This is a genomic window from Nocardia sp. NPDC056541, assembly GCF_042794235.1.
In the GTDB taxonomy this organism is placed as follows: domain Bacteria; phylum Actinomycetota; class Actinomycetes; order Mycobacteriales; family Mycobacteriaceae; genus Nocardia.
The window spans coordinates 240,256-262,292 of the sequence record NZ_JBHTUD010000004.1 but is presented as its reverse complement, the minus strand read 5'-3'; the positions used below and the strand labels follow the sequence as shown (position 1 = coordinate 262,292).

Sequence of the window (22,037 nt, the reverse complement as noted above, 5' to 3'; positions counted from 1 at the left end):
GTCGGCCTAGCGAGTTCGGCGCTACGCGCCGTGGATGTAGGCCGGCAGGTGGCGATGGCCGTTGGAGATGAAGCTGGGCACAGTGCCCAGTTCGCTCACGGGAGCGGCCAGCTTCAGCTCGGTGAACCGCTCGAACAGCGCCGGCAGCGACACCAGTGCCTCGAGGCGGGCCAGCGGCGCACCGAGGCAGTGGTGCGCGCCGTAGCCGAATGCCATGTGCGACTGCTTCTCGCGCGTGGGATCGAACTCGTCCGCGGTGTCGCCGTGCAGCTTCGGGTCACGCGCGGCCGCGGCGTAGCTCGCCAGAATCGGGTCACCCTTGGCGAACTGGACACCGTCGATGTCGATGTCCTCCACCGCGAAACGCAACGGCAGATGCGCGACCGGCGATTCGAATCGCAGCGTCTCCTCGACCAGATCGGGCCAGGTGATCGTGCCCTCGCGCACGCCCGCGAGCACATCGGGCCGGGTGAGCAGAGCGGTGATGGCCTGATCGAGCAGATTCACGGTGGTCTCGTGACCCGCCGAGATCACCAGCAGCAGCGTGCCGACCAGCTCTTCCTCGGTGAGCTGGCCCTCGTCCTCGTCGCGCTGGACGATCAGCAGACTGGTGATGTCGTCGCCGGGCTGTTCGCGCCGCAACGCCACCAGTTCACCGAGGATCCGGTACATCTCCATGTAGTTGGCCTGCGACTGCTCCGGGGTGAGCGAGGTGTCGAAGATGCCGTCGATGCAGGTGCGCAGGCCGGGGTTCAGCGATTCCGGCACGCCCATCAGCTCCGAGATCACCTGGATCGGCAGCGGGTAGGCGAACTGCTCGCGCAGGTCCACGGTCTGACCGGCCGGGGTGGCTGCCAGCTCGTCGAGCAGTTCGGTGGTGATGCGCTCGACCTGTGCGCGCATGGCCTCGGTGCGCCGCGCGGTGAAGGCCGGCGCCACCAGCTTGCGCAGCCTGCGGTGATCGCTGCCGTAGGCGGTGAACATGTTCGGCGCCGAAACCCACAGGTACAGCGGCCAATCCGGGGGGATCTCACCGGCGACGAAGGCGGGCCAGTGCTGGCTCGCGTCCTTGGAGACCCGGGGATCGACGAGCAGTTTCTCCAGCAGCGCGGCGTCGGTGATCGACCATGCCTGCACCCCACCCGGCAGCTCGACCCTGGTGGCGGGACCATGCGACCTGATCTCGAGGTTCTCACCCTGAATGTCTTGCCCAGTCGGGTCCATTACGACCCGATTCGTCACCGTTTCCATTGTGAAACCTCTCGATCACCCGGCGCCTCGCAGACCCCGTCTTCCGAGGTCGCAGCGAAACATCTTGCTGGACTAGCCCTTACGGGCCGTTAGCGATGCTACCGGCCGAACGTCTCTGTCGCAGTGAACACTTGGAATGGGGATCACACAGTGAGATCGAACTATCGGCGCTGCCGGAACGGATACCCACGGACCGGGCTTCCGGTGTCACTTGGGCACGAGAACACCCGTCAGATCGGCTTCCCGGATGGGAGTGTCCGGATCGGCCTGCGCGCCACACATCAGATCGATGGCGGCGACGGACACGGTGGCTACAGCATTCCTGCGCAGTGTCGTCATGGAGCGGCTTTACCCGATTCCGGCCGTCGCACGCAGCGGTGAACGTTCACGGATTGACCCGACCGTTTCAGTGCCAATCTTGTACTGTCGCAGCCAGATCAGATGCTATGTCGCTGGTGGTTCTCCCCTGGGTGGGCGCGCCACTGTCAAAGTTGCAGAGGAGCAAGGCTCATGGCCGACGTGCAGACCCCGATGATCAGGACCGATATCCCCCATTCAGCACGGATCTGGAACTACTGGATGGGCGGCAAAGACCACTACGAGATCGACAAGATCGCCGGCGACGCCGGGCTGGCGGTCGACCCCGACATCTCGACCATGGCCGTGCAGTCGCGGCAGTTCCTGATCAGGGCGGTCCGCTTCCTGGCGAAGGAACGCGGCATCAAGCAGTTCCTCGACATCGGCACCGGCCTGCCCACGATGCAGAACACCCATGAGGTCGCCCAGGGCGTCGCCCCGGACGCCAAGGTGGTCTACGTGGACAACGACCCTCTGGTGCTCACCCACGCGCGCGCACTGCTCACCAGCACCACCGACGAAGGCGTCACCACCTACATCGACGCCGACTTCCACGACCCCGAACAGATCGTCGCCGACGCGCGCAATGTGCTGAACTTCAACGAGCCGATCGCGGTGATGTTCATGGGTGTTCTCGGTCACGCCAAAACCTATGACGACCTGCTGCGCATCGTGGGCACCGTGGTCGGCGCAGTGCCCTCGGGCAGCTACCTGATCTATTGGGACGGCACCGACGACAGCCAGGCCTACGTCACCCTGTGCGAGAACTACACCGGCACCGGCGGCACACCGTATGTCCCGCGCCCGCAGGCCCAGATCCGCGGTGTCTTCGACGGGCTGGAAGTAGTCGAACCGGGCGTCGTCTCGATCACCCAGTGGCGTCCGGAAACTGCCGAGGTGGGCCAGGTCCTCCCGATCTCGGCGTACGGCGCGGTCGCCCGCAAACCCTGACCCACGCCGCCGTCCGCCACCCGCGACACGCCCCATCCGAGCCCTGCTCGCATGGGGCGCGGCCGCGTGGATCGCCCGCGGATTCGGAGGAAGCCTCAGGGACAAGATATGGTGATACAGGGAGTTACAGTTAGTTTTCTCCCACCGTCTCGACGTTCCGGAGAATTACATGGGCCCCCTGTCGGTTGCACTGCGCAACGTGGTTGCGCTCTTCAGTGACGGCGTCGAGCCGTACGCGCCGACGCCGTCGGACATCGTCTACGACGAACCGCACCGCAGGCTGCTGCGCTACCGGCGCTCCACCCCCGCCACCGGCGATCCCGTGCTGCTCGTGCCGCCGTTGGCGGTGACGATCTCCTGCTACGACATGCGACCCAGCCAGAGCCTGGTGCGATTCCTGCTCGAGCTGGGACGCGAGGTCTATGTGCTCGACTACGGCGAGATCACCTACGCGGACCGCGATCTCGGCTTCGAGGAATGGGTCGACGACATCGTGCCCACCGCGATCGAGGCGGTCAGCGCGGACAACAGCCACTCCCCCGTCGACCTGATCGGCTGGTCCTTCGGCGGCACCATCAGCGTGCTCACCGCCGCCGGGCACGCCGACCTGCCGATCGGTTCGGTCACCGCGGTGGGAACCCCGTTCGATCAGCGCCGCAACGGTCAGATCTCGCTGGCCCGCAAATTCGGGCAGCTCACCGGCGGCCGCGAGGTCACCGTGCCGGTCCGCGTGGCAGGCGGCGTGCCGAAGTACGGGGTGCGGGCGGGTTTCCGCATCCAGTCGATCGACCGCGAACTCACCAAGCCCTGGTACATCGCCCGCAATATCGCCGACACCGAGGCACTGGCCCGCATGCAATCGGTGGACCGGTTCATGGACACCATGCCGGGCTACCCGGGCCGGTTCTATCGTCAGGCCTACCGGCAATTGATCATCCGCAACGAAATGTTCAAGGGCACAGTGCATCTGGGCCCGCATCGCGCGATCGATCTGACCGGACTCACCGCGCCGACGCAGCTGATCGGCGGCACCAAGGACGCGCTGGCCTCGTCGGCATCGGTCGCGGCAGGCATCGGGGTCCTCACCGGCGCGGCGCGGGTTCGGTTCACCGAGGTCCCGGGAAGCCATCTCGGCATCATCGCGGGCCCCACCGCCCGCGACACCACCTGGGCGACGATCGCGGACTTCCTCGACAGTGTGCGGTTGTCCACCCGCACACCTTCACCCACGCACTGACCCGACGGCCCCGGGGTCGATCGATCGCACCCCCGCGCGCCGCTTACGCCGCGGGCGTCACGCGCTGCGCATGGCGCGGTAGACCGCCGAGCCGACGAAGGCGCCGAGGTCATCGGGATTCCACTCGTCGCGGTGGGCGAACAGGGTGCGGACCGCGCTTTCGGCGGCCGAGACCCATAACTCCACCAGCGCCGGCAATTTGCGTTCGGCGTCGTCGACTCCCCAGGCCAGCAACGTCGGCCGGAGCAACGCCGTGCAGCGCTCGACTGCCAGCTGACGACCACGTCCGAAGGAACCGGCGACGGCGGGATCGGGGTTGCCGTAGATCAGGCGCCAGGCATCGGGGCGCTCGGCCGCCTTGTTGAGCAGGGTGCGGAAACCTTCGACGAACACCGTCTCGTCGGCGTTGGTCGCGCGCGGCGGCAACACGTCGAGCACACCCGAGATCAGAAAACTCTCCTCGCGCTGGATCAGCGCGTCGATCAGCTCGACCCGGTCGGGGAAGCAGGCGTAGATCACCGGGCGGGTGACCTTCATGTAGTCGGCGACCGCGCCCATCGTGACCGCGGCGATGCCGTCGTCGGCGGCGATGGCGAGCGCCGCGTCGAGCACCTGCGGTCTGCGCCGCTCGGGGCCGAGGTGCGCGGCCCGCCCTCGCCGCTGCAGTGCCGTCTCGCTACCCATGCGCCCACCATAGCAACCACCTCGGCATTCCTACACTGATGTACGAAAATGCTACAGTGGCGAATGAACCGTCCGACCGTGCTGGACGCCCGCAAGAGGAGCGACGATGCCCCAGGATTTCTTCAACCCGAACACCGCCGACTTCGCGCAGTTCGACCCGCAGACGCGCCGGCTGTTGCGCGCGACGGTCGACTGGTTCGAGAGCCGCGGCAAGACCCAGCTGCTCGACGACGACCGGTCCCGCGTCTGGCCGTCGGACTTCCTCGACTTCGCCAAGAAGGAGCGGCTGTTCGCCACCTTCCTCACCCCGGCGGCCGAGGCCGCCGGTGACCCGGACAAGCGCTGGGACACCGCGCGCAATGCCATGCTGAGCCAGATCTTCGGCTTCTACGGCATGACCTACTGGTACGTCTGGCAGGTCACCATCCTGGGCCTCGGCCCGATCTGGCAGAGCGACAACGCCGTGGCCAAGAAGAAGGCCGCTGCCCAGCTCGACTCCGGGGAGATCTTCGCGTTCGGCCTGTCGGAGAAGGAACACGGCGCCGACGTGTACTCCACCGACATGATCGTCGACCCGCAGCCCGACGGCGGTTACACCGCGACCGGCGGCAAGCACTACATCGGCAACGGCAACCTGGCCTCGATGGTCTCGGTGTTCGGGCGCCGTTCGGACAAGCCGATCATCGACAGCGCCGCGGCACTGCGGGGCAAGCCGACGCAGCAGGATTACGAGGGGTATCTCTTCTTCGTCGCCGACTCCCAGCACGACGCGTACAAGCTGAAGAAGAATGTCGTCAACAGCCAGATCTATGTCGCGGCATTCGATCTCGAGAACTACCCCGTCGCCGAGGAGGACATCCTCCACCGTGGCGAGGACGCGTTCCACGCGGCGATGAACACGGTCAACGTGGGCAAGTTCAACCTCGGCTTCGGTGCGGTCGGCGCCTGTGAGCACTCCTTCTACGAGGCGATCAACCACGCCGAGAACCGGATTCTGTTCGGGCACAGGGTCACCGAGTTCCCCCAGGTGCGGGCGCTGATCACCGATTCCTACGCGCGCATCGCCGCGATGAAGCTCTACAGCGCACGTGCGGTGGACTACATGCGCTCGGCCTCGCCCGATGACCGCCGCTACCTGCTGTTCAACGCCATCGAGAAGATGTCGGTAACCCGGCAGGGCCAGCGCGTGATCGAAGATCTCGCCGACGTGATCGCCGCGCGTGGGTTCGAGAACGACATGTACTTCCCGGTCGCGATGACGGCCATGTTCGGCCTGCCGCGACTGGAGGGCACCGTCCACGTGAACATGGCGTTGTCGCTGAAGTTCATGGCCAACTACATGTTCCACCCCGCCGACGCCGGTCTGGCCGCGATGCAGTCGCTGCCGGGTGCCTCGGTGGCACCCAAGGGAGCCACTCGTGCGGTCGCCGGCGCCCTGACGTGGTCGAGCCGCAAGATCACCCCGCGTCTGGGCGCGGTCGTGAAGCCGTTGCGTGCCGAATTCGCCAGCGCCGCTTACGCTCCGGTGCCCTCCCGTCACGACACCGCCGACGACGAGTTCCTGTTCCGGCAGGGCCCGAGCAGTGGCCTGGGCCGCATTCGCTTCGCGGACTGGCGCCCGGTGTTCGAGAGCTTCCGCGACGTTGCGAATGTGGCGGTGTTCCTCGAGCAGGTTCTCGCGCTGCAGGCGCTGCTCGCGGTCGCCGCCCCGACCTCGTCGCAGCAGAAGGACGTGGACTTCCTGTTCGCGTTCGGTGAGCTGTTCACCGCGGTGCCCTACGCGCAACTGGTGCTGGAGCAGGCGCGCATCGACGACACCGACCGGGCAGTGATCGACCAGATCTTCGACGGCTTCGTGCGGACCTTCTCCGCGAACGCGCTCAACCTGCACAACAAGCCGACCGCCACCCCCACCCAGCAGCGCCGGGCCCTCGACCTGGTTCGCCGGCCTGCCTTCGACGAATCCCGTTTCGAACGGGTACTCGGCAGGGCGCGCGCGCTGGCCGGGACCTACGAGATGAAGGCCTGATCCAGCAACGGGGTTGCCTCCGTGCATCGCGCGGAGGCAACCGGGGTCAGTCGGGCGGCGGCGCGTTCTCGGTGATGGTGGCCAGAGTCGCCGCCACCGACATATCGGGCTTGATGACGACGCCCTTCTCGCGGAGAAAGCCGTCGAACAACTGCACGACGGCATTGGTCGTCCGATCGACGAACAGTGCGGTCGGGTCCGGCAGCGGGACGGGATCGGTGTCGAGCCACAGGTCGGTGACGGCCATGACGAATCCGACGATGCCGCGCAGCAGATGATCGATACCGTCGGTATCGAGCGCGACCGAGGACAGCACACTGCGGCTGCGCTCGGCCAGATCGTGCGACAGGCGCCGACCGATGTCCAACGGGCGAGCGTCCGGGTCGGCGCCCGAGACGCTCTGGGTGAGGACGAGGAACCGGAACACGTCGGGATGTTCGGCGATGACCCCGGCGTAGGCGGTGAGGAACCGATGGATCGTGACCCTGGGCGGCTGCATGATGAGCGAGAGATCCGGCGCGACGGCCGCGTAGATCTGCGCGACGAGCCAGTCCGAGACCGCGCCGTCGAGCTCGGATTTGTCGGCGAACATGCGGTACAGACGCGGTTTGGCGACGCCCATCTCGCGAGCCAGCGCCTCCATGCTCAGCTGGGGTCCGTCGCGGTCGATGCACCGCACCGCGCCCGCGATGACCTGTTCGCGGGTGAGCAACCGTACGGGCGACCGGCGAGCCGGTCTAGACGATGTAGTCACTGTTCTCCCTGATCCGCCCTTCGCGTACGGCCAGGATAGCGGCGCCCGGCGAGGCACAGGCCGCCGTATCGCGGGCGGACTCCGAGGGGGTGTTGACAGCGGCCTTTCCGATCCTCAAGATATTCCCGGTACTACGCGTACCAGAAAATGGTACCGGCGGTACTATTGATTGCGCACGGAGCAACGAAGCCCCGTGCCGGAAGGAGTCTCGTATGACGCGCGAAACCGGAAACCACACTCCCGGGGCAGCGTCATCCAGAACGCATCTGGTGCGCAACGGCGACATTTCACTCGCTGTCTACGAATTCGGCCCACAAGACGGCATTCCGGTGGTTCTCGTCCACGGTTGGCCCGATACCCATCACCTCTGGGACGGCGTCGTTCCGCTGCTGTCGGACAAATACCGCGTGATCTCCTACGACACCCGCGGGTACGGCCAATCCAGCGCGCCGACCCAGGTGTCGGCCTACGAGCTGAACCGGCTCGCGACCGACTTCTTCGCCGTGGTGGAGGCCGTCAGCCCCACCGAACTCGTGCACGTCGTGGCCCATGACTGGGGCTCGGTCCAGGTCTGGGAAGCGGTGTGCGAACCGGGCGCGGACCAGTACGTCGCGTCGTTCACCTCGATCTCGGGCCCCAACCTCGACCACCTGGCCACCTGGATGCGCCGTGGTGTGCTGTCGGGAACCCCGCGTGGGATCTGGGGCGCGCTCAGCCAGTGCCTGTCCTCGGCCTACACCACCTTCTTCATGCTGCCGATCCTGCCGGACCTGTTCTTCCGGCTCGTGGGCACCGAGAAGGTCTGGAAGTTGTTCCTTCGCGCGGTCGAGGGCACCTCCGCGGAGCAGATCTCGCTGGCGCCGACCCTGAAACAGGACATGATCTCGGGGCTGCGCTTCTACCGGGCCAACATCCTGGCCCGCATGTTCGGGCCACGGGAACGACGCACCACCGTGCCGGTGCAGTTGCTGGTCAACACCCGTGACATCGCCGTGCGCCCCGCGGGCTACGACGACACCGCGAAGTGGGCCGATCAGGTCGTGCGCCACGACCTGTCGCGCGGGCACTGGCTGCCCTACTCCGACCCCGCCGCGATCGCCGGCTACGCCGACGCGTTCATCCAAGCTCAGCCCAAGTAACGACGAATGAGAGAAAAGCACATGCTCGACTTCGACATCGTCATTACCGACGGTCTCTGGTTCGACGGCACCGGCGCCCCCGCCGCCCGGCGCAATATCGGCATCCGTGACGGCATCGTCGAGGCCGTCTCCGCGACCGCGCTACCGATCGGCACCGACACCGAGGTGATCGAGGCCGCGGGTAAGTGGGTGCTGCCCGGCTTCGTCGACGTGCACACCCACTACGACGCCGAGATGCTGCTCAAGCCCGAACTGTCGGAGTCGCTGCGCCACGGCGTCACCACGGTCGTCGTCGGCAACTGCTCGCTCTCGACCGTCCTGGCCTCCAACGCCGACTGCGCCGACCTGTTCAGCCGCGTCGAAGCCGTGCCGCGCGACGCTGTTCAGGGCGCCCTCGACAAGCACCGCACCTGGTCGGACCCGGCCGAGTACGCGAAGGCACTCGATTCGCTGCCCCTCGGCCCCAATGTGGCGGCGTTCCTCGGTCACTCCGATCTGCGCACGCACGTGCTCGGGCTCGGGCGAGCGGTCACCCGCGACACCAAGCCCACCGCCGCCGAAATCGAGCAGATGACCAGCCTGCTCGACGCGGCGGTCGACGCCGGCTTCCTCGGTTTGTCGTCGATGACGAACAAGCTCGACAAGATCGATGGCGAGGAATACCGGTCGCGGTCGTTGCCGTCTACCTACACCCGCGGCAAAGAGGTGCGCGCGCTCAACAAGGTGCTGCGTCGGCGCGATCGGGTGCTGCAGAGCGCCCCCACGGTCGGCTTCAACCCCAACATCGCCAAGTTCTTCGTCGGCAGCGCCGGCATCGGCCGGCCCAAGCTGCGCACCTCGCTGCTCTCGGCCGCCGATTCCAAGGCCTACCCGCCGCTGGTGTGGTTCATGCTCTACGCCGCGCCGCTGCTGAATCGCTTCGCGCGCACCGACTTCCGCTGGCAGCACCTGCCCGTGCCGTTCACCGTCTACGCCGACGGCATCGACCTGGTGGTGTTCGAGGAGTTCGGCGCCGGTGCCGCGGCCCTGCATCTGAAAGACCAGGTCGAACGCAACGAGCTGCTCCAGAGCGAGCCCTACCGTCGCTGGTTCCGCAAGCAGTACGACAACAAGTTCACCCCGCGCATCTGGCACCGCAACTTCTTCGATGCCGAGATCATCGCCTGCCCTGACGAATCGGTGGTCGGCAAGTCGATCGGGCAGGTCGGCAAGGACCGCGGGCTGCACCCCGTCGACGCCTACCTCGACATGGTGGTCGAGTACGGTCCGGCGCTGCGCTGGCGCACCACGATCGCCAACGATCGCCCCGAGTACCTGAACAAGCTCGCCGCCAGCCCCGGCGTGCAGATGGGCTTCGGCGACGCCGGGGCGCACCTGCGCAACATGTCGTTCTACAACTTCCCGCTGCGGTTGCTCGAAAGGGTGCTGCGGGCGCAGGAAGCCGGCACGCCGTTCCTGAGCGTGGAACGTGCCGTCCACCGCCTCACCGGCGAGCTCGCCGACTGGTATCAGATCGACGCCGGTCACCTGCGCGAAGGCGGTCGAGCCGACCTGGTGGTCATCGATCCGGCCGGGCTCGACGAGCAGGTACATCAGCTCCACGAAGCTCCGCTGCCCGAATTCGGCCTCGACCGGATGGTCAACCGCAACGACCGCGCCGTCGTGGCCACCGTCGTCAACGGCCGCCGGGTTTTCGGCGCGGGCGAAGTAGCGCCCGGCATCGGCGCGGACTGGGGAACCGGGCGGTTCCTGCGCGCCGGCCACGACAACTCCGCTCCCCTCGCACAGGAGACCCGATGAAACTCCCGTTCCGTCGCACGGCCAGGACCGTGCGCGCACCTGATGTGGCGCTGCAGGCACGCAATGTGAAGTTCGACTGGACCTCGGCGCCCCTGCACTGGATGCCGTCCGAGCCCATCGCCTCGCACGTGGTGAACTCGCTGAACCTGCTGCTGCCCGAGGGCGAGCGGATGTTCTGCGCCACCTACCGCGACGCGCTGCCCTACGTGCGCGATGCCAAGGTGCGCGAGGCCATGCTCGGATTCATCGGTCAGGAGTCGATGCACGCCGAAACCCATGCCAAGGTCCTCGACCAGGTGTTCACGGCCCACCACATCGACACCGCGCCCTACACCCGCCAGATGGAGTACGTGTTCCGTAACTCCCTCGGCGCGCGCGAGGGCAGCCCGCAACAGGCGCAGACCCGGCTGGTCGAGCGGTTGGCGTTCATCGCCAGCCTCGAGCATTTCTTCGCCTGGCTCGGCGACTGGATTCTCAACGCCGACCTGGAAAAACACGGCGCCGAACCGCGTGTGCTCGACCTGTTCCGCTGGCACGGCGCCGAGGAGGTCGAACACCGCAGTGTCGCCCACGATGTCGCGATCTACTTCGGCGCGGGCTACCTGCGCCGTGCGGCGATGATGCTGATCGTCATCCCGATCCTGCTCAGTCTGCTCGTGCGCGGCACCAAGTTCCTGGTCAATCAGGATCCCGAACTACCGAAGATGGGCTACCCCACGCTGATCTGGAAGATCCTCGGGGCGATGTGGCGCGGTGCGCTGCCGGGTATTCCGGCGCTGCTGATCAGCGCCGGGTCCACCTTCGATCCGCGCTACGACCCGGCGAATGTCGGCTCCACCGAGCAGGCGATCGCCTACCTCGCCAAGTCCCCGGCGGCCAGGGCGGCGGCACAGTGACCGTGTATCCCGCGCCCGAGGCGATCCCGCCGGACCTGTACGGCAAGCACGATCACGATCCGACCACCAAGGTGATCGACACCGTGGCCAACCTGCGAGTTCGCTGGTCGACGTTGATCAATCGCCGACCGATCCTCACCAGGGCCGACGACGCCCGCTTCCCGGTGGTCGTCACCGACCGGGTGCTGGTGGCACAGGACCAGGCCGTCGTCGATCTGGGCCTGCGCGCCCCCGACGGTGCTGCGCTGCCCCGGTGGGCACCGGGCGCGCACATCGACATCGAACTCCCGTCCGGGCGTTTGCGGCAGTACTCGCTGTGCGGCGACCCGGCCGAAACCGGCGAGTACCGCATCGCGGTGCGCCGCATTCCGCAGGGCGGTGGCGGGTCGATCGAGGTCCACGACGAGCTGCCGGTCGGTACCGAGGTCGTGGTCCGCGGACCGCGCAACGCGTTCCCGTTCGCGCCGCCCGGGCGTGGTTCTTCGGCGAAACGCCTGCACTTCGTGGCGGGTGGTATCGGCATCACCCCGATCCTGGCGATGGCGCGCGCCGCCGACCGGCTCGGCATCGACTGGACGCTGGTCTATTGTGGGCGAAGCCGCGACACCCTGCCGTTCCTCGACCAGCTCGCCGAACTCTCCGGACGCGTCGTGGTGCGAACCGACGACGAGCACGGAACACCTGGTGCCACAGACCTTCTCGACGGTGTCGATCACGACACGGCGATCTACTGCTGTGGGCCCACCCCGATGACGGCCGCCCTCGTCGCCGCAGTGCGCACGATGCCGGGCATCGAGTTCCACTCCGAACGGTTCTCTCCCGCACCGGTTGTCGACGGCACCGCGTTCGAGGTGGAGTTGGCGAGCACCGGTGAGGTCGTGCCCGTCGCCGCCGACCAGACCATGCTCGACGCACTGCTCGCGGTCCGCCCCGACCAGCCCTACTCGTGTCGCCAGGGCTTCTGCCGCACCTGCGTCGTCCACGTCACCGACGGCTCCCCCGACCACCGCGACGGCGCGCTGACCCCCGAGGAACACGCCGCGGGCGTCACCCTGGCCTGCGTCTCGCGCTGCGCGGGAAAACGCCTGGTCCTCGACCTCTGAGCCCGAGTGGCCCGGTGCGCCGGACTCCGCCTGTGTCCGTGAATCGGCATCGAAGAACATCACTGTACGCGTAGTGTGCGACGTGCAATTCTGTTCGCACACAAGGAGTTTCCGTGGCGTCCTCTCTGACGAAACGCCTGGCCGCGCTCTTCGGCGCGTCCTGCGCAGCCCTACTACTCGCGGTGCCGGCGGCCGCGCCCGGTTCCGCCGACAACGCGGTTCTCGAAAGCCCGGCCACCGGATGTTCGACGACGCCGGTCCCCGACAATGTCCCGTTCGACGGCCGGTATTACCGCGTCCACGTACCCGCGGGGGTATCCGCCGGTGCGCCGCTGGTTGTCGCCATCCACGGTGGCTACGACCGACCCGAAGGAATCGAGGCGGTGTCGGGCTGGAACGCCCTGGCCGATCAGCACAAGTTCATCGTCGTCTACCCGCGTGGCATCAAGACCGAGAACAAGCCGGACGGCACGCCCGGTTGGGGCTGGAACGCCGACGCGGCCGACGTGACCCACATCAAGAAGGTCGTGACCGAGGTCAGCACGAAATACTGTGCGGCGCCGAACCGCATCCATCTGACCGGTCATTCCAACGGTGGTCAGATGGCTTCGCGCGCGGCCTGCACCGCGCCCGAGGTCTTCGCGTCCGGCGCGGTGTACGCACCGGCGCCACCACCGACCGGATGCGATCCCGCGCGCGCGGTCTCGTGGGGCGTGTTCGCCTCGGCGAACGACACCACCGTCATCGAACCCATCGCCTACAGCCACGTCATGTACTGGAGCTGGGAAAACCGTCCGTGCCAGAACGAGCAGCCCGACGGCGGCACCGACGTCAAGGACTCCCGGCACTGGGATTGCGAATCCGGCACCGAAGTGCTGTGGCGGGTCTACAACGGCGGCAGCCATTCCTGGCCGACAGGCACGCGGCGCACCGAGATGCTGAACCGGATGTGGCAGTTGTTCCAGGCCAACCCACGCCCGTAGCGACCCCGACGGAGGGGCAGGCCGTGGCGGCTCAACCGGCCAGCCCCTCCGGATCGACCAGCAAGCGCTTGAGCACCTTGCCGGTCTCACCGCGCGGCAGCGCGTTGAGGAAGGTGACGTCGCGCGGAACAGAGAAGCGGCTGAGGCGGTTTCGGACGTAAGTGCGCACCATGTCAGGGTCGAGCCCGGAGCCTTCGTGCTTGACGAGGAACGCGGCCAGACGCTGCCCGAATTCGCGATCCGGCACGCCGACCACCGCGACATCGGTGACCTGCGGCAGGTGCGCCAGCGCCTCCTCCACCGGGCGCGGGAAGACGTTCTCACCGCCCGAGATGATCATCTCGTCGTCGCGGCCCGCCACGAACAGCCTGCCCTCGGCATCGAGGTAGCCGAGGTCACCGGTGTCCATCATGCCGTCGGATTCCTCGGGCGGGGAATCGCTGACATAACCGTCGAACAGCATGTGATTGCCGACGAAGATCCGCCCCACCACACCGACCGGCACCGCCTTGTGCTCGGCATCGAGGATGGCGATCTTGGTGCCCAGCGGCGGGCGTCCGGCCGTCGTCGGTGCGGCGCGCAGGTCGTCGGGCCCGGCCACGCTGGCCCAGGAGACCTCCGTGGACCCGTAGAGGTTGTAGAGGACGTCGCCGTAGTCGTCGAGGAACCGGTCGACGGTGACCGCCGCGAGCGGCGCGCCACAGCTGATCACATGCCGCAGGCTGCTCAGGTCGTACCGCTGTCGCACCTGCTCGGGCAGGTCGACGAGGCGTTGCACCATCGTGGGCACCGCGATGAGCGTGTGCACCCCGTGTTCGGCGACGCGGCGCAGGCATTCCTCGGCGTCGAAGCCCTGGGTCAGCACCACTGTGGCTCGCACCGCGGTGCTCAATTGCAGCGCGGAGAGCCCCCAGGTGTGGAACAGCGGCGCCGGGATCATCATGGTGCTGCCGGCGTGGATCGGAATCAGCGACAGCAGCGCGACCAACGTGTCGAAACCCTTCGGGTGCGGGCGCCGCGCTCCCTTCGGGGTGCCGCTGGTGCCCGAGGTGAGCACGATCTGACGTCCGGGCACCGTCGGGACGGGGAACTTCGTGTGGCGGACCGCGATGAGGTCTTCGATCGTGATCCGGGTCGGGTCGGCGGGCGCGTCGTCGGTGAAGAAGCGCGGCAGATCGGTGTGCAGGTACTGCACCAGATGCGCCAGATCGGTGTCGACGAACAACGCCGAGAGCCGGTGCCGCTGCACGATGTCCTCGATCCGCCGCCCCGACAGTCCCGAGTTCAGCAGCGCGACGTCGACCCCGAGCTTGCCCGCCGCGACCATCGATTCGACCATGCCGCAATGATTTCCGGCCAGTAGCCCCACCGCGTCGCCCGCACGCAGCCCGACCTCGTACATCGCACCCGCCAACGCGGTGGTCCGCTTGTCGGTTTCGGCGAAGGTGGCGGTGCTGGTGTCGTCGACGAGCGCGACCTGGTCCGGGCTGTGCGCGGCGCCTGCGGCGTAGCCGCCCGCCAGATTGAATCCCCACCGGTACAGCGAGCGCAGCTGCCTGGCCGAGGTCAGCGGCGGCGACACCTGGCCCGACTGCACCCACCAGCGCACGATTTCGGACTTGCGCCGGATCGGTGCCCGGTTGCCATTGGCCACCACCGAGGTCCGTGCGCCACCCACGACATCGGCCGCGCGCCGCAGCCCGTCCTTGACCCACCCGATGATCACCGAGTTCGTCACCCCCGCGAGCGTCGGGTGCAGCCGCGGCGCCGCGAAGACGGTCACGCTCACCCGGGTGCGCTGCTCGTCGCCGGTGAGCCGGACCAGGGCGAAACTGCCCGATTCGGGGTTGTGCAGTTCGAAACTCTCGTACCAGCGACCGATGGTCAGTGCCAGCCCCGTTCGCCGCACGCCCACGGCCCGGTCCCCGATTCTGACCTCCCACACGGTGCTCCCGTCCGGCTGGAGCAGCCGATCGCACCCCCCGATCCCGGCCCACAGCCGCGGATAACTCTGCGGTTCGAGCAACACATCCCACAGAGCCCGGCGTGGGATGGAGAACTCCACGGACACATCGACGACATCACTGGGCATTGCTGCGCGCTTTCCTCAGCCCGGCCACATTGCCGGGTAGTGCCTGCTCGCCTCGGCCCCCGTGCCGTGACGGTGCCCGTCGTCAGGCACTGCACCAGAAGTCATCATCGGCCTGCCCGCCCGTGGGCAAACGAAATATCTACGGATTCTGGTCACCGAACGAACCGGATCACCCAGCAGCTGTGAGAGGTGCCAACGTGATGCCGCACGCACTGGTCCAGGTGTTCGCGGGAAGGACGGCACAATGGAGGACGATGAAACAGTGGCAGCGCGACCCCAGCTCCGATGACGGCCCGCTCGGCGACGGAGGCCACGTCGGCATCGATGACCTGCGGATCCTCAGGGAGCAGTTCGTCGACTTCATGCTCGGCTACAAGTTCGCGATCGACGAGGTGACGACCAAGATCAACATCTTGCGGGAGGACTTCAACAACACCCACGAGTACAACCCGATCGAGCATGTGGGGTCGCGGCTCAAGTCGCCCGAGAGTGTTCTCGAGAAGGTCCGTCGCAAGAACTACGCGATGAATCTGGCGGCGATCCGCGAGAACGTGCTCGATATCGCCGGGGTCAGGGTGGTGTGCAGCTTCATCTCCGATATCGGCACGATCCGGGACATGCTGGCCGGTCAGGAAGACATCACGGTCCTCGAGGAGCGCGACTACATCACCCACCGCAAGCCGAACGGCTACCAGAGCATGCACCTGATCGTGTCGATCCCGGTGTTCCGCTCCGACCGCACCGAGCTGATTCCGGTCGAGATCCAGATCCGCACGATCGCGATGGACTTCTGGGCCAGCCTCGAGCACAAGATCTACTACAAGTACCGCGGCGAGGTCCCGCCGAACCTGCGCACCGACCTGGCCCAGGCCGCCGAGGTCGCCACCCAGCTCGACGAGAAGATGGAAGCGCTCCACCGCCAGGTCGACCGGAGCGCACCCCCGAAGACGAAGCCGACCACGGATTCCCTCGACCTCAGCGTGCTGTACAACAGCCTCACCGGTGGCCACCCCGTCTACCTGCGCCCCAGCGATCCGCCGACCTGACGCCACCGGCTTCGATATCGACCTCACAACCACTGCGACCACGCCGCATTTCTGGCGTCCACGCCCTGGCGATTCCGCTACTGTCCGAGCAGATCCTCGAACACGGCGCGAAAGGAACCCGGTGGTGCTCTCCCGTCGACAGTTGATCGCCGCGGCCGCGGCCGGTGGCACAGCGGCCGCGCTGGGTGTGCCCGTGAGCCGCGCCGAGGAGCCGGTGCTCGGCACGAGCGAGTTCCAGTCGCTGGCCGCGCGCGGCTACAACCGGCGCTTCGTGGCTCGACCCGCGAAGATCTTCGTGCCTTCCAGCGCCGAGGAGGTTCGTCGCGCGGTGGCCGGGGCGGTGGCCGAGGGCTCGCCGATCGCGGCGCGCTCGGGCGGACATTGCTTCGATGATTTCGTCGACGACGACCGGACCCGTTCGATCATCGACCTCGGCCGGCTGAACGCGGTGTTCTGGGACGAGCGGCACCGCGCGTTCTCCGTCGACGCCGGCGCCGACATCGGCACCGTCTACAACGCCCTGCACCGCTGGGGCGTCACCGTGCCGGGTGGGATCTGTCTCGGCGTCGGGATGGGCGGTCACGTCTGCGGTGGTGGCTATGGCCCGTTGTCGCGGCGCTTCGGACTCGTGGCCGATCACCTGGCCGGGGTGGAAGTCGTCACCGTCGATGCCGACGGCACGGCGAACATCGTGGTCGCGACCGGCGATGGCCCAGACCGCGATCTGTGGTGGGCGCATACCGGTGGCGGCGGCGGCAATTTCGGTGTGGTGACCCGGTATCTGCTCCGGTCGCCCGAATCAGACGGCGCGGACCCGGCACACGCGCTACCGAAGCCGCCGGGCAGCATGCTCAACGCGCGACTGATCCTGCCGATCACGACCGAGGATTCGTTCGTCCGGTTACTCACCAACTATCTCGGGTTCTTCGAACGCCACAGCGCCCCCGGCAATGACTTCGCCGGTCTCTACGCGCCGCTGATGATCCGGACGACCGGCACCGGCGCGGCCGAGATGCTGATCCTGCTCGATGCCGGAACACCGCACGCGCGAACCCGTTTCGACGAATTCGTCGCCACGGTGAGCGACGGCGTGTTCCCGCCGCCCATTCTCACCCCGCTCGCCCAGCTGTCCTACGCCGACACTGTGAACCAGGTGTATTACGCGAAGGGCGTGAACACCACGCGCGTCAAGGTCAAAGCCGCCTATCTGCGCACGGCGTACTCGGCCGATCAACTCCGAATCTTCTACCGCTCCATCACCGATCTCCGTTTCCTCGGTGAGTCCCAGCTCGAATTCCTGCCGTTCGGCGGCGCGATCAATGCCGTCGCCGGCGACGCGACGGCGATGCCGGCCCGGGATTCGTTCATGAAGATGCTGATCCACGCATCGTGGCGGCTGCCGTCGGATGACGACCGGTATGTGCGCTGGGCGCGCGAGATGTATCGCGACGTCCACGCCGAAACCGGTGGTGTTCCGGTGCCGAACAAGGCCTACGGCGGCAGTTACATCAACTACCCGGACCCGGATCTGGCCGATGCCGAATGGAACACCTCCGGTCTGCCGTGGCACGCCTTCTATTACGGCGACAACTATCGGCGACTGCTCCGAGTCAAGGCGGCCGCGGATCCGGGAAACATTTTCCGGCACCGACTGTCGATCGGTCGACCGGACTGGTGACGGTGGTCAGGTGAGGGCGAGCACCCGGCACGGTCCGCCTGTGCCGCCCGCGTGGTTCGGTGCGCCGACGACGATCGTCGCGCCCGTCGCCGGGACCGTGGCGAGATTGGCGAGCATCTCCACCCCGTAGCGCCCCGCGCCGAGAAAGGCTGTGTGCGCACCGTATTCGGGATCGGCACCGCAATCCAGGCTGAGCGTGTCGACTCCGGCGCCGACGATTCCGCAGTGCGCGACGAGGTATCGCGCGGCCTCGGCGGAGAATCCCGGCGCGTGTGGTGTGCCGCGCTCGTCGAGATTGAGGAAGGTCGACGGTCGGTCGAGGCGATGTTCCCAGCCGGAATACATCGCGACGAAGGCCCGCTCGGGGATGTCACCGTGCCGTGATCGCCAGCTGTCGATATCGGCGATGGTCACCACCGCGTCGACGTCGACGGCGGCTTTGGCGCTGATATCGAGGACGACGAGCGGCGCGACGAGGTCCTCGACAGCGAGGACATCGGTGGTCGTGGCGCCGGGGATCCGATGCGCGGGCGCGTCGAGATGGGTTCCCGTGTGCTCCCAGTACCTGAGCGCGAACTGCCCGAACCCACCCGCCGCGTGCCAGGCCACCGGGACCATGGCCATCGGCGGATTACCCGGCCACACCGGCAGTTGCGGCGTGAGCGTGTGGGTGAGGTCGACGACGCCGGAGCGCGGCGCGGCGACCGCAGGGGCGGGCGCCACCGCGGCCAATGCGGTGAGGCCCGCGAGACCGAACACCGCCCGCCGACTCGGCTGCGGCGCACTCTCGTGGGCGAGACGAACGATCTCCGGCGAGCACATCGGACTCAAGATAGCCGAGCGAGCCCGGTACGGCCTCTGATCGGCGTCGATGGCAAGGCCGGGATTTCCGGTCGACCAGGTGGACCGCGTTCGCCGGGCTACCGGACGGCGCTGCGGTCGCCGTCGTGTCGTGGACTGTCCGTCGGCACGAGGGCTCGGTGCAGGCCGGTGGGACCGAGACCCCGCGACAGGCCGAGAATCATCGCGGCGCAACCGAGTCCGGAGAGGATGAGACCGGTGGCGAAGAGTGTGGGATATCCGGCCAGGTCGCCGATGAGACCCGCGGCCATCCCGGCGATGCCTTGGACGACGACGATCGCGCAGGCGAGCAGGGTGTAGTCGCTGCCCGCGTGCTCGGATTCGGACGCGTCCATCATGAGCGCGAAGACGGCGACGGTGGCGGCACCGCCGAAGATGTGTTCGGCCAGGCTTGCCGCGACCAGAAGTTCGAAGCCACCGAGGCCGAGGGACGCGACCAGATACAGCGCAATGCTCGCGGTCTGGGTGACACCGCCGATCAGCAGCGCCTGCCGACGGCCGTAGCGGTAGGCCAGCCAGCCGCCCATGGCCGCGCCCGCCAGCGCACCCGCCGAGGACAGGACGCCTTTGATCAGCGCGATCTCGCTGAGGCCGAGTCCGGCGTCGGACAGGAAGGGACCGGTGAGCGCCGCGGCCATCGAGTCACCGAATTTGAAGGCGCCGATCAACGCGATGAAGGCCAGCATGCCGGGGCGGCGCAATCGGGTCCACCAGGCGCCGAGCAACCGCGCGGGCTTCGGTGCCGGCAGCCGGTCCGCGACCCGCTCGCGCATCAGCCATACCGGCACCGTGGTGAGCACGATCAATGCCGCCATGGCCAGGAACAGTGCCCGCCACCCGGCCAGTGCGAACAACCACAGCAGGGCGCCACCACCGACGATCATCCCGATGCGATAGGCACCGACCTGGATCCCGTTGCCCAGCCCACGCTCTCGCGGCCCGAGTAATCGCACGGCCACACCGTCGGTCGCCACATCCTGGGTTGCCGACAGCAGATTCACCACCACGATGCCCGCGAACAACCATCGCAGCGAGGACGACAGATCCAGGCAGGCCAGCACCAGCGCGACCGCGGCCGACAGCAGTTGCAACACCAGCAGCCAGGTGCGCCGGGTGCCGTAGCGATCGACGTAGGGCGCCCAGAGAAACTTCAGCGCCCACGGCAGGAACAGCACCCCCGAGGCACTGATCGCCACCAGCGAATAGCCCGATTCGCGCAACACCACCGGCAGCGCCTGGGTGAAGAAGCCGAACGGCAGCCCCTGCGCGAAGTACAGCGACGACAACAGAACCAGCGTGCATGCCGTGATCACACCCGGTCGGGTGGTGGTGCTCATGGGCACATCGTCGCAGAGAGTCCACGCGGGCACAGTGCACAGGCTCGGCGTGATCCGATCTCAGCGGGTGGGCGGTGGGCTGCGAATGTGTTCGAAGACCAAGCTCGTCTCGGTCGAGGCGAATTCGCGGGTCGCGCTGAGCTCCTGGGTGACGAACTCGCGCAACGCGTCCGGTGAGGCCGCCGACACCTGGATCAAGAAGTCGACCGTCCCGGCGAGGAAGTACACATTCACCACACCCGGCAGCGCGGCGAGCTTGGCGCTGAGTTCACCGATTCGCGCCCGCGCCGCCGGCTGGACCTGGACCGAGATCATCGCCTGCAGGGGCAGCCCCAGCGCCTCCGGGGCGATGTCGGTGTAGAAGCCGCGGATCGCACCGAGTTCGCGGAGCCTGCGCAGCCGCAGCGAACAGGTCGACGCGGCGATGCCCACCCGGGCGGCCAGGACGTTGTTGGGTACGCGCGCGTCCTCGGCGAGTTCGGCGAGCAGCTGGCGGTCGATGTCGTCCAGGCTCGACGGCGACCCCCGGAACGGCTGCACGGGGCGCGGTCGGGGTTGCTGTCGCGACGCCATCACCGCAGGATACTCAGCTGAGACGCCTGATTCCGCTGATTGTGCAGAGTTTATCGCTGATTGCTGTGGTTATCGCTGATGCTCGTGTCAGAACCCGAACATCCTCGAGGAGGAGCTTCCATGCGCATCGGTGTCCCCAAGGAAGTCAAGAACAACGAGTTTCGTGTGGCGATCACACCGATCGGCGTGCACGAACTGGTGTCGAACGGTCACCACGTGATCATCGAAGCCGGGGCCGGGGTGGGATCGTCGATTCCCGACTCCGAATACCTCGCGGCCGGAGCACAGATCCTCACCGCGGCCGACGACGTCTGGGCCGGGGCGGACCTGGTGTTGAAGGTCAAAGAGCCAGTCGCCCAGGAGTATCACCGCTTGCGCGCAGGACTCGCCCTGTTCACCTACCTGCATCTGGCCGCGGATCGGCCGTTGACCGAACAGCTACTGGCGCACCGGGTTACGGCCATCGCCTACGAGACCGTGCAACTGCCGTCCGGGGCGCTGCCGTTGCTGTATCCGATGTCGGAGGTCGCGGGCTGTCTGGCGCCGCAGGTCGGCGCGCACGCGTTGATGAAGCCCTACGGTGGTCGCGGAGTGCTGCTCGGCGGTGTCGGCGGTGTCGACCAGGCCAAGGTGGTCATCATCGGGGCGGGCGTCGCGGGCCAGAACGCGGCCAACATCGCCTTGGGTATGGGCGCGGACGTGACCCTGCTCGACACCGATCTCGACAAGTTGCGGATGTCGTTCTGGCGCTACAACAACCGTGTGCGCGGCCTGGCGTCGTCGAAGCTGGCGATCGCCGAGCAGGTCCGCGCGGCGGACATGGTGATCGGCGCTGTGCTGATCCCCGGCGCCGCCGCCCCGAAACTGGTGAGCAACGACCTCGTCGCGCAGATGAAGCCGGGTTCGGTGCTGGTCGATATCGCGGTCGATCAGGGCGGCTGCTTCGAAGACACCCACCCCACCACCCACGCGGAGCCGACCTATCCGGTCCACGAAACGACGTTCTATTGCGTGGCGAACATGCCGGGCTCGGTACCGCACACCTCGACCTACGCACTCACCAACGCCACCCTGCCCTACGTGGTGGCCTTGGCCGACAAGGGTTGGGAACGCGCCTGCGCCGAAGATCCCGGTCTCGCGCTGGGCCTGAACACCCATGCGGGCAACCTCACCAACGCCGCGGTCGCCGCGGCCCACGACCTGGGGGTCCACGCAGTAGTGTGAATCGTTCACCTGCGGGGACGGGTGGCCGGACGGACGAAAGAA

19 protein-coding genes are annotated in these 22,037 nt (G+C 67.4%); 11 read left to right on the top strand and 8 right to left on the bottom strand.

Annotated elements, in window-relative coordinates:
- Positions 1-21: 21 nt before the first annotated feature.
- Positions 22-1,251: a cytochrome P450 gene (locus ACFQ9R_RS08975; RefSeq protein WP_378989803.1), complete on the bottom strand. Its 1,230-nt coding sequence runs from the start codon at positions 1,249-1,251 to the stop codon at positions 22-24.
- 207 nt (positions 1,252-1,458) lie between these two features.
- Entirely contained in the window at positions 1,459-1,590 is a 132-nt protein-coding gene (locus ACFQ9R_RS08970; protein ID WP_378989802.1) for a hypothetical protein, read from the bottom strand.
- A gap of 171 nt (positions 1,591-1,761) precedes the next feature.
- On the opposite strand from ACFQ9R_RS08970, the gene ACFQ9R_RS08965 reads away from it, so the two are divergent.
- The gene (locus ACFQ9R_RS08965) at positions 1,762-2,559 is read left to right on the top strand and encodes an SAM-dependent methyltransferase (RefSeq protein ID WP_378989801.1); all 798 of its coding nucleotides are present in this window, start codon (positions 1,762-1,764) and stop codon (positions 2,557-2,559) included.
- Positions 2,560-2,758: 199 nt separating this feature from the next.
- Positions 2,759-3,796 (top strand): alpha/beta fold hydrolase, encoded by a 1,038-nt coding sequence (locus ACFQ9R_RS08960; RefSeq protein WP_378989800.1) that lies wholly within the window; start codon positions 2,759-2,761, stop codon positions 3,794-3,796.
- Between the two features lie 57 nt (positions 3,797-3,853).
- Here ACFQ9R_RS08960 and ACFQ9R_RS08955 read toward each other — a convergent pair whose 3' ends face one another.
- Entirely contained in the window at positions 3,854-4,480 is a 627-nt protein-coding gene (locus ACFQ9R_RS08955) for a TetR family transcriptional regulator (protein ID WP_378989799.1), read from the bottom strand.
- Positions 4,481-4,586: 106 nt separating this feature from the next.
- Between ACFQ9R_RS08955 and ACFQ9R_RS08950 the strand changes: the two genes are divergently transcribed.
- Positions 4,587-6,509 (top strand): acyl-CoA dehydrogenase family protein, encoded by a 1,923-nt coding sequence (locus ACFQ9R_RS08950; RefSeq protein WP_378989797.1) that lies wholly within the window; start codon positions 4,587-4,589, stop codon positions 6,507-6,509.
- 46 nt (positions 6,510-6,555) lie between these two features.
- On the opposite strand, the gene ACFQ9R_RS08945 is transcribed toward ACFQ9R_RS08950, so the two are convergent.
- Positions 6,556-7,263, bottom strand: coding sequence for a TetR/AcrR family transcriptional regulator (locus tag ACFQ9R_RS08945; RefSeq protein WP_378989796.1), 708 nt, complete (start codon positions 7,261-7,263; stop codon positions 6,556-6,558).
- A 212-nt stretch (positions 7,264-7,475) separates the two neighbouring features.
- Here ACFQ9R_RS08945 and ACFQ9R_RS08940 point away from each other — a divergent pair, with 212 nt between their 5' ends.
- The 5 genes from ACFQ9R_RS08940 to ACFQ9R_RS08920 all read left to right on the top strand — a co-directional run bounded on the left by ACFQ9R_RS08940 (position 7,476) and on the right by ACFQ9R_RS08920 (position 13,184).
- Positions 7,476-8,402: an alpha/beta fold hydrolase gene (locus ACFQ9R_RS08940; RefSeq protein WP_378989795.1), complete on the top strand. Its 927-nt coding sequence runs from the start codon at positions 7,476-7,478 to the stop codon at positions 8,400-8,402.
- Between the two features lie 21 nt (positions 8,403-8,423).
- Positions 8,424-10,202, top strand: a complete 1,779-nt coding sequence (locus ACFQ9R_RS08935; RefSeq protein ID WP_378990012.1) for an amidohydrolase family protein — start codon at positions 8,424-8,426, stop codon at positions 10,200-10,202.
- Complete coding sequence (locus ACFQ9R_RS08930) at positions 10,199-11,098, top strand: metal-dependent hydrolase (protein WP_378989793.1); 900 nt, start codon at positions 10,199-10,201, stop codon at positions 11,096-11,098. The genes ACFQ9R_RS08935 and ACFQ9R_RS08930 overlap by 4 nt, the downstream gene beginning before the upstream one ends.
- Complete coding sequence (locus tag ACFQ9R_RS08925; RefSeq protein ID WP_378989791.1) at positions 11,095-12,201, top strand: PDR/VanB family oxidoreductase; 1,107 nt, start codon at positions 11,095-11,097, stop codon at positions 12,199-12,201. Before ACFQ9R_RS08930 ends, ACFQ9R_RS08925 begins: the two co-directional genes overlap by 4 nt.
- A 113-nt stretch (positions 12,202-12,314) precedes the next feature.
- Positions 12,315-13,184 carry an alpha/beta hydrolase family esterase gene (locus ACFQ9R_RS08920; RefSeq protein ID WP_378989789.1) on the top strand — a complete coding sequence of 290 codons (870 nt, stop codon included), beginning with the start codon at positions 12,315-12,317 and terminating at the stop codon, positions 13,182-13,184.
- 31 nt (positions 13,185-13,215) lie between these two features.
- Here ACFQ9R_RS08920 and ACFQ9R_RS08915 read toward each other — a convergent pair whose 3' ends face one another.
- Positions 13,216-15,276 (bottom strand): AMP-binding protein, encoded by a 2,061-nt coding sequence (locus tag ACFQ9R_RS08915; RefSeq protein WP_378989787.1) that lies wholly within the window; start codon positions 15,274-15,276, stop codon positions 13,216-13,218.
- 254 nt (positions 15,277-15,530) lie between these two features.
- Between ACFQ9R_RS08915 and ACFQ9R_RS08910 the strand changes: the two genes are divergently transcribed.
- A complete protein-coding gene (locus ACFQ9R_RS08910; RefSeq protein ID WP_378989786.1) occupies positions 15,531-16,322 on the top strand; it encodes a GTP pyrophosphokinase family protein in 792 nt (263 codons plus the stop codon).
- A 124-nt stretch (positions 16,323-16,446) separates the two neighbouring features.
- On the top strand, positions 16,447-18,000 hold the full coding sequence (locus tag ACFQ9R_RS08905) for an FAD-binding oxidoreductase (RefSeq protein WP_378989785.1): 1,554 nt from the start codon (positions 16,447-16,449) through the stop codon (positions 17,998-18,000).
- A gap of 6 nt (positions 18,001-18,006) precedes the next feature.
- Here the strand turns inward: ACFQ9R_RS08905 and ACFQ9R_RS08900 are convergent, their stop codons facing one another.
- The 3 genes from ACFQ9R_RS08900 to ACFQ9R_RS08890 all read right to left on the bottom strand — a co-directional run bounded on the left by ACFQ9R_RS08900 (position 18,007) and on the right by ACFQ9R_RS08890 (position 20,771).
- Positions 18,007-18,822, bottom strand: coding sequence for a cyclase family protein (locus ACFQ9R_RS08900; RefSeq protein ID WP_378989784.1), 816 nt, complete (start codon positions 18,820-18,822; stop codon positions 18,007-18,009).
- A gap of 98 nt (positions 18,823-18,920) precedes the next feature.
- Entirely contained in the window at positions 18,921-20,198 is a 1,278-nt protein-coding gene (locus ACFQ9R_RS08895) for an MFS transporter (RefSeq protein WP_378989783.1), read from the bottom strand.
- Positions 20,199-20,258: 60 nt separating this feature from the next.
- Entirely contained in the window at positions 20,259-20,771 is a 513-nt protein-coding gene (locus tag ACFQ9R_RS08890) for an Lrp/AsnC family transcriptional regulator (RefSeq protein WP_378989781.1), read from the bottom strand.
- A 120-nt stretch (positions 20,772-20,891) separates the two neighbouring features.
- Between ACFQ9R_RS08890 and ald the strand changes: the two genes are divergently transcribed.
- A complete protein-coding gene (gene ald / locus ACFQ9R_RS08885) occupies positions 20,892-21,995 on the top strand; it encodes an alanine dehydrogenase (RefSeq protein ID WP_378989780.1) in 1,104 nt (367 codons plus the stop codon).
- Positions 21,996-22,037: the final 42 nt, after the last annotated feature.

Bases quoted from the DNA above. Each gene is read 5' to 3' on its own strand.
- ACFQ9R_RS08935 (WP_378990012.1), top strand. From the start codon at position 8,424: ATGCTCGACTTCGACATCGTCATTACCGACGGTCTCTGGTTCGACGGC.
- ACFQ9R_RS08940 (WP_378989795.1), top strand. From the start codon at position 7,476: ATGACGCGCGAAACCGGAAACCACACTCCCGGGGCAGCGTCATCCAGA.
- ACFQ9R_RS08955 (WP_378989799.1), bottom strand. From the start codon at position 4,480: ATGGGTAGCGAGACGGCACTGCAGCGGCGAGGGCGGGCCGCGCACCTC.
- ACFQ9R_RS08910 (WP_378989786.1), top strand. From the start codon at position 15,531: ATGAAACAGTGGCAGCGCGACCCCAGCTCCGATGACGGCCCGCTCGGC.
- ACFQ9R_RS08950 (WP_378989797.1), top strand. From the start codon at position 4,587: ATGCCCCAGGATTTCTTCAACCCGAACACCGCCGACTTCGCGCAGTTC.
- ACFQ9R_RS08970 (WP_378989802.1), bottom strand. From the start codon at position 1,590: ATGACGACACTGCGCAGGAATGCTGTAGCCACCGTGTCCGTCGCCGCC.
- ACFQ9R_RS08915 (WP_378989787.1), bottom strand. From the start codon at position 15,276: ATGCCCAGTGATGTCGTCGATGTGTCCGTGGAGTTCTCCATCCCACGC.
- ald (WP_378989780.1), top strand. From the start codon at position 20,892: ATGCGCATCGGTGTCCCCAAGGAAGTCAAGAACAACGAGTTTCGTGTG.
- ACFQ9R_RS08930 (WP_378989793.1), top strand. From the start codon at position 10,199: ATGAAACTCCCGTTCCGTCGCACGGCCAGGACCGTGCGCGCACCTGAT.
- ACFQ9R_RS08965 (WP_378989801.1), top strand. From the start codon at position 1,762: ATGGCCGACGTGCAGACCCCGATGATCAGGACCGATATCCCCCATTCA.
- ACFQ9R_RS08890 (WP_378989781.1), bottom strand. From the start codon at position 20,771: ATGGCGTCGCGACAGCAACCCCGACCGCGCCCCGTGCAGCCGTTCCGG.
- ACFQ9R_RS08895 (WP_378989783.1), bottom strand. From the start codon at position 20,198: ATGAGCACCACCACCCGACCGGGTGTGATCACGGCATGCACGCTGGTT.
- ACFQ9R_RS08975 (WP_378989803.1), bottom strand. From the start codon at position 1,251: ATGGAAACGGTGACGAATCGGGTCGTAATGGACCCGACTGGGCAAGAC.
- ACFQ9R_RS08900 (WP_378989784.1), bottom strand. From the start codon at position 18,822: ATGTGCTCGCCGGAGATCGTTCGTCTCGCCCACGAGAGTGCGCCGCAG.